Raw genomic sequence first — 425 nt, forward strand, 5'->3', positions numbered from 1 at the left:
ACCATATACTCAGGCAAACTCCGTTTCAAATACGTGCGCAACTCGGATGCATTAAATACGCCACGGCTCACCACGTATGCACACAGGTAAACATCTGCTTCGTCTCTCCGGGCAATGACTATTGCTTCCTTCACGTCCGCGTGTTGCAGGAGAACATGCACAATTTCGCCTGTCTCGATCCGGTACCCCCGGATCTTCACCTGTTCATCGATCCGACCCAAGTACTCCAGGTTCCCGTCCGGTAGCCACCGTGCCAGGTCTCCGGTGCGATACATCCGCCCGCCCGGTTCGAACGGGTTGTCTACAAACTTCTCTGCCGTCAGTTCGGGACGGTTCAAGTATCCGCGTGCCAAGCCGTCTCCCGCAATGCATAGCTCCCCGGGTACGCCCACCGGTTGCAATTGGTTTGATTTATTCAACACATA

The 425-nt window shown here is 54.8% G+C and carries 1 protein-coding gene; it reads right to left on the minus strand.

Going from position 1 to position 425, the window contains the following annotated elements:
- The coding region (locus FS818_RS28360; RefSeq protein ID WP_145336741.1) for an AMP-binding enzyme at positions 1-425 on the minus strand (425 nt) is incomplete at both ends.

It is taken from the genome of Paenibacillus xylanexedens (assembly GCF_007680605.1).
GTDB classification, from domain to species: domain Bacteria; phylum Bacillota; class Bacilli; order Paenibacillales; family Paenibacillaceae; genus Paenibacillus; species Paenibacillus xylanexedens_B.